Consider the following 5,798-nt stretch of genomic DNA (forward strand, 5'->3'; position numbering starts at 1 on the left):
GGGTGGGAGGGCAGGCGAGCTTCCAGGCGGTGCCTGCACTCGGAGTCGGTTGCTTCCCAGGGGGGCCGGGCGTTAGTGCTCGCCGTCGCGCGACCTGGGTCTTTGGGCTAGCGTGAGGCTGCCTTTGGAGTGGGGCTGATGCTCGCACAGCGTATGGATGAAGCACCCGGAGCCACCACCAAGAAGCGGGTCCTGTTCAACCTGGTGTTCCTCGGCTCGGGGGGCATCGAGCGGTCCGTGTGCAATGTGATGTCGGGGTTGAACCCCGTCCGGTTCGCCACGCGCATCTTCTTCCACCACCGCCCACACACCAAGAGCCAGCGCGACCGCATTCCCCCACAGACCGAGGTGGCCTGGGGCACCGACGAGTTCTCCTACAACCGCAAGATGCTGCCGCGCTTCTTCCTGCGGCAGCTGCAGGAAGCGCGCGACGCGGACGTCATCGTCGCCGGCCAGGAGGGCCGGGCCGCGCTGCTGGCCTGCATGGCCGGGGCGATTCTGCGCAAGCCCGTGGTGGGGATGATCCACTTCGACTGGGGCGCCTTCAGCCGCGAGCAGCCCAAGCGGCAGCTGTGGGGCCTGCGCCTCTTGTACCCGCGGATGAGCCGCATCGTCGCCTGTGGCCATGACTCGGCGAAGGCCTTCCAGGCGCTGGTGCCGGTGAAGCCGGAGCAGCTGGTGGTCATCCCCAACTTCGTGGATGGCGACAAGGTGCGCGCCGCTGGGGAGCAGCCGCTGCCCGAGTGGGCCGAGCCCATCTACCAGAAGCCCGTGGTCATCGCGGTGGGCCGGCTGGAGCACCAGAAGGCCTTCGACGTGCTCATCCGCGCCCATGCCCGGATGCGGGAGGCGGGCGTGGACCACCACCTGCTCATCCTGGGCGAGGGCTCGCTCGCGGCGGAATTGAAGGCGCTGACGCAGTCGCTGGGCGTGGAGTCCTCCGTCTTCATGCCGGGCTTCACCCCCAACCCGCACGCGCTGATGCGCCGGGCCGCCGCCTTCGCCCTGTCCTCGCGGTTCGAGGGCCTGCCCATGGTGATGCTGGAGGCGCTCGCCCTGGGCTGCCCCATCGTCAGCACGGATTGCCCGTCCGGCCCGGCCGAGGTGCTGGAGCACGGCAAGCACGGCAAGCTGGTGCCCACCGAGGACCCCCAGGCCCTGGCGGACGCGCTGGGCCGGGTGGTGTCCGACGACGTCTACCGCAAGGACCTGTCCCAGCGGTCCCGGGCGCGCTCCGAGGAGCTGTCCGCCGACCGGGCCCTGAAGGCCTGGGAATCCCTGCTGTCGTCCCTCTAAAGCCGCGCGGGCGGACGGGCCCCCGCCTGTCAGGCGGGGGGATGCAAGCGGCGTCCCTGGGGTGTTGTCCTCCGAGTCCCCGGAAGGGGTCGCCACCCCCTGGGAGGGCGATCCGGGGCAAGGAATTCCTTGCCGGCCCGGGGCGGCTTCAACAGGATTCGCCCCCATCATGACGACGACGAACGAGACGCAGGGCCTGAACTTCCTCCAGGAAATCATCGAGGAAGACCGGCGCACGGGGAAGCACGCGGGACGCGTGCATACCCGCTTCCCGCCCGAGCCCAACGGCTACCTCCACATCGGCCACGCCAAGTCCATCTGCCTCAACTTCGGGCTGGCGCAGCAATATGGGGGCAAGTGCAACCTGCGCTTCGACGACACCAATCCCGTCACCGAGGACACCGACTACGTCGAGTCCATCCAGCGGGACGTGAAGTGGCTCGGCTTCGACTGGGAGGACCGCAAGTACTTCGCGTCCGACTACTTCCCGAAGCTGTATGACTTCGCGGTGGAGCTCATCAAGCAGGGCAAGGCGTACGTGTGCAGCCTGTCGCCCGACGAGATTCGCGAGTACCGCGGCGACTTCACCACGCCCGGCCGGGACAGCCCGTACCGCAACCGCTCCGTGGATGAGAACCTGGACCTCTTCCACCGCATGCGTTCGGGCGAGTTCCCCGACGGCGCGCACACCCTGCGGGCGAAAATCGACATGACGTCGCCCAACCCCGTGCTGCGCGACCCGCCCATCTACCGCATCCGGCACGCGCACCACCACCGCACCGGCGACGCGTGGCCCATCTACCCGCTCTACGACTTCGCGCACTGCCTGTCGGACGCCATCGAGGGCATCACCCACTCGGTCTGCACGCTGGAGTTCGAGAACCGGCGCGTGCTGTACGACTGGATTGTCGACAACCTCATCAAGGGGGACCGGCCGTACCAGTACGAGTTCTCCCGGCTGAACCTCAACTACACGGTGATGAGCAAGCGCAAGCTGCTCAAGCTGGTCAACGAGGGCTTCGTCTCCGGCTGGGACGACCCGCGGATGATGACCATCTCGGGGCTGCGCCGCCGCGGCTTCACGCCGAAGTCCCTGCGTGACTTCGCGACGCGCGTGGGCGTGAGCAAGACGCAGCAGCTCATCGACATGGGCGTGCTCGAGCTGTGCATCCGCGAGGACCTCAACGAGACGGCGCCCCGGGCCATGGCGGTGCTGCGCCCGCTGAAGGTGGTGCTGGAGAACTACCCGGAAGGGCAGGTGGAGCAGCTGGAGGTGCAGAACCACCCGCAGAAGCCGGAGATGGGGACGCGCCAGGTGCCCTTCATGCGCGAGCTGTACATCGAGGCGGACGACTTCATGGAGGACCCGCCGAAGGGGTTCTTCCGGCTGGCGCCCGGCAAGGAGGTGCGGCTGCGCTCGGCGTACTTCATCAAGTGCGAGAAGGTCATCAAGGACGCGGCGGGCAACGTGGTGGAGCTGCGCTGCTCGTATGACCCGGCCACGCGCGGCGGCAACGCGCCGGACGGGCGCAAGGTGAAGGGCACGCTGCACTGGGTGCCCGGCAATGCGCCCACGGCCGAGGTGCGGCTGTACGACCGGCTCTTCTCCATGGAGGACCCGGAGGCGGACGAGAAGCGGGAGTTCACCGAGTTCATCAACCCGGACAGCCTCCAGGTGCTCCGCGACGCGCGCGTGGAGCCGATGCTGGCGGATGCCCCCGCGGAGTCGCGCTTCCAGTTCGAGCGCCAGGGCTACTTCTACGTGGACCCGAAGGACTCCAAGGCCGGCAAGCCCATCTTCAACCGCACGGTGACGCTGAAGGACTCGTGGACGAAGGAGCAGGGCAAGGGCGGGAAGTAGTCCCCCTGGGCCTCACGGTGCCGCCGATGACTTCGGCGGCACCCGGCATGAGGCATGGCCGAGGATGACGTCCCCGTCGACGGTGCTCGTCGGCGTGGGCGTCCACCCCGCCGCGAGCCGGGCGTCCAGCATTTCATCGGCCGTTGGTCTGTGGTCCCACACGGAGACCGCGAGCACCCCGCCCAGTCAGGTGGTGTCGAAGACGAGGTAGCGCCCGTTCTTCCAGGGCAGCACCACGTCGTGGGTGAACTCGTCCTGGACCACGACCTCCGCCACGTCGAGCGGCGGCGTGTGCGCGAAGCCCCACCGCACCACGTCCTGGAGCAGGGTGAGCGGCGCGAGCTCCCGCTCCAGCGCGGCGCGCTGCTCGGGGGGCAGTCCGGAGCCGTCCTTCAAGGGGACCATGCGGGCAGCATATCCTTGCCGGGTCCGACGGCGCACGACCGGGCCGTGACGTCCGTGGGCGGCTCGGTGCGGGTCGGTCCGCCTCCGCGATGGAGGCGTGGCCGCCAGGCGGAGGCAGCGCTCCTCCGGAGGGCCGTCCCGGACGGCGGTGCGAGACGCGCGGCCGGGCGGCGCGGAATGGGCGGTTGAATCACAACCGCCCGAGGACCACTCCTCCTGTCAGGCCCGGGACATCCCGCCCCGGCCAGCAGGAGGCACACGCGCAATGGCCTGCGGCACGCTCCCACGCCTGTGGCCGCCGCCCACCCAGGCCGAGGTGGACGCCATCATCCGCATGGAGGACCCCGTCCTCCGCAACCTCCACATCACCCAGGCGTACCACGTGCTGAAGGTGGCCCTGACGGACGTCTTCGGCGAGGAGGACGTCAACTGGTGTGGCTTCTCCACGTGGGCGTCGAAGACGGCGGGCGCCTTCATCCGCAAGGACGTGCTGCCGGGACTCCTGGGAGAGCTGCTCGACAAGGCGGACGCGGTGACGCGCAGCCTCACCGAGCTGCAGGACACGCTGCTCGGCGCGTGGGGCGCGTCGGTGGGCGTGCAGTTCGTGCTGGCGCGCACGCTGGAGGAAATCACCGACGAGGTGGCCCGCAACGCGGCGCGCGGCAACTTCATCGTCTTCGAGGAGCTGGGGCCGCTCTACACGGACATCCTGGAGACGTTCTCCGGCATGGAGACGCCGGACACCTCGCGGCTGGAGCGGGTGCTGTCGCGGCTGTCGCCCGGGCCGCTGGAGGAGGGCGGGCAGGACCTGCTCATCCGCGCGACACGGGCGTACTTCGAGGCCATGTTCACGACGGACAGGAAGGCGCGCGCGGAGCTGATGTTCCTGGGCAACGCGCTGGTGGGCTACCACGAGCAGGCGCGATTGCAGGGCCCCGTGGTCGCCGCGCTGAACGCGCCGCTGCGAGAGCTGTTCCTGGACAACCTGGTGGAGTTCACGCGCGCGGACCCGAACCGGCGCGTGCGCGGTACGCCCGAGTGGGGCCTGCGCGGGGCCTTCACGCCCCTGGCCAACCGGCTGGAGCGCATCTGGCGCGAGCTGGCCACGCGCACGCTGATGCGAATCGAGCTGCCGGACGTGACGCTGCGGCTGGGGGAGGACATTCCGGCGCTGACATCGGAGCGGGACTTCCCGCCGGAGCTGGCGCGGCTGGAGCATCCGGACCTGGTGGCGCTGATGGCGGAGCTGGACCGCACGCCGGACGACACCGCGGGCAGCGCGGCGCGCGACTGGGGGAGCCTGGCGGACCGGATGAACCTCATCGTGGACCTGTTCCGCACGCGCCAGCAGGACCGGCTGCTGTACGACCAGCCCTTCACGTTCCTCCAGGTGGACGCGTTCAAGTCGGGACGGGTGCCGCACGGGCGGCTGTGAGGGCGGACAGGCGGGCAGGCCCCTGGCGGACGGGAGGCGTGGCGGTCCGGGGCGCTGGCATCCCGTTCAGGGGCCGACATGCGCAGGTTCTGGGGACACCCCCTCCGGGAGCCAACGCATGGGCCTGTTCGACCGACTCTTCGGACGTATCCGTGATGCCGCCGCGCCCCGCTCGTGGCCGACGCGCGTGGACCCTCGCCGGGACCGCATCCCCACGGGGACGAGTGTGACGGGCGGCGCACCGGCGGGGAGGGACTCGGATGCGCAGGCGCTGGAGCGCTATCAGTATCTCGTGCGCACCGCGCCGCCGCAGGTGCTGGAGCAGGTGCATCGCGAGGCCTTCTCCCGGCTCAGCCCCGAGCAGCGCCGCAAGGCCTTGTACGAGCTCAACGCGTCCATGCCTCCCGGGGAGCGGCTCACCCGTGACGACCCGGCGGCTCTCGCGCGCCTGGCGACCCGGGCCGAACTGATGCGCCCGGGCACCGTCGTGTCTGCGTTTGGGGGCGGGGGCCTGGGAGGGATTGGCATGGGAGGCCTGCTCGCGGGCGGCCTGCTCACGAGCTTCGTGGGCAGCGCGATGGGCAGCATGCTCGCGCACCAGTGGATGGATGGCTTCCACGGGGGCCACGGCTTCGACCATGGCTTTCAGGATGGCTACGGCGACGGCTATGGGGATGGCTTCGAGGCGGGCCAGGATTCAATGGGCAACGCCGACGCCGCGGACGCGGGAGGAGACATCACCACGGCGGACTGGGACGGCGGTGGGGACGACTTCGGCGGCGGAGACGACTGGGGTGGCGG

Annotated in this window: 5 protein-coding genes; 4 read left to right on the forward strand and 1 reads right to left on the reverse strand. The window is 70.0% G+C overall.

The genetic code is table 11. From position 1 onward, the window contains the following. Positions 1–138: 138 nt before the first annotated feature. Both HG543_RS50685 and HG543_RS50690 read left to right on the forward strand, forming a co-directional pair. Complete coding sequence (locus HG543_RS50685; protein WP_169352182.1) at positions 139–1,296, forward strand: glycosyltransferase; 1,158 nt, start codon at positions 139–141, stop codon at positions 1,294–1,296. A 169-nt stretch (positions 1,297–1,465) separates the two neighbouring features. After that, positions 1,466–3,157: a glutamine--tRNA ligase/YqeY domain fusion protein gene (locus HG543_RS50690; RefSeq protein WP_169352183.1), complete on the forward strand. Its 1,692-nt coding sequence runs from the start codon at positions 1,466–1,468 to the stop codon at positions 3,155–3,157. 186 nt (positions 3,158–3,343) lie between these two features. On the opposite strand, the gene HG543_RS50695 is transcribed toward HG543_RS50690, so the two are convergent. Next, on the reverse strand, positions 3,344–3,562 hold the full coding sequence (locus HG543_RS50695; RefSeq protein ID WP_169352184.1) for a hypothetical protein: 219 nt from the start codon (positions 3,560–3,562) through the stop codon (positions 3,344–3,346). A gap of 265 nt (positions 3,563–3,827) precedes the next feature. Here HG543_RS50695 and HG543_RS50700 point away from each other — a divergent pair, with 265 nt between their 5' ends. After that, positions 3,828–4,997 carry a hypothetical protein gene (locus tag HG543_RS50700; RefSeq protein ID WP_169352185.1) on the forward strand — a complete coding sequence of 390 codons (1,170 nt, stop codon included), beginning with the start codon at positions 3,828–3,830 and terminating at the stop codon, positions 4,995–4,997. A 118-nt stretch (positions 4,998–5,115) separates the two neighbouring features. Beyond that, the coding region (locus HG543_RS50705; RefSeq protein WP_169352186.1) for a hypothetical protein at positions 5,116–5,798 on the forward strand (683 nt) is incomplete at its 3' end.

Origin of the sequence: Pyxidicoccus fallax (genome assembly GCF_012933655.1) — a bacterium.
Classification (GTDB): Bacteria; Myxococcota; Myxococcia; order Myxococcales; family Myxococcaceae; genus Myxococcus; species Myxococcus fallax.

Bases quoted from the DNA above. Each gene is read 5' to 3' on its own strand.
- HG543_RS50685 (WP_169352182.1), top strand. From the start codon at position 139: ATGCTCGCACAGCGTATGGATGAAGCACCCGGAGCCACCACCAAGAAG.
- HG543_RS50695 (WP_169352184.1), bottom strand. From the start codon at position 3,562: ATGGTCCCCTTGAAGGACGGCTCCGGACTGCCCCCCGAGCAGCGCGCC.
- HG543_RS50690 (WP_169352183.1), top strand. From the start codon at position 1,466: ATGACGACGACGAACGAGACGCAGGGCCTGAACTTCCTCCAGGAAATC.
- HG543_RS50700 (WP_169352185.1), top strand. From the start codon at position 3,828: ATGGCCTGCGGCACGCTCCCACGCCTGTGGCCGCCGCCCACCCAGGCC.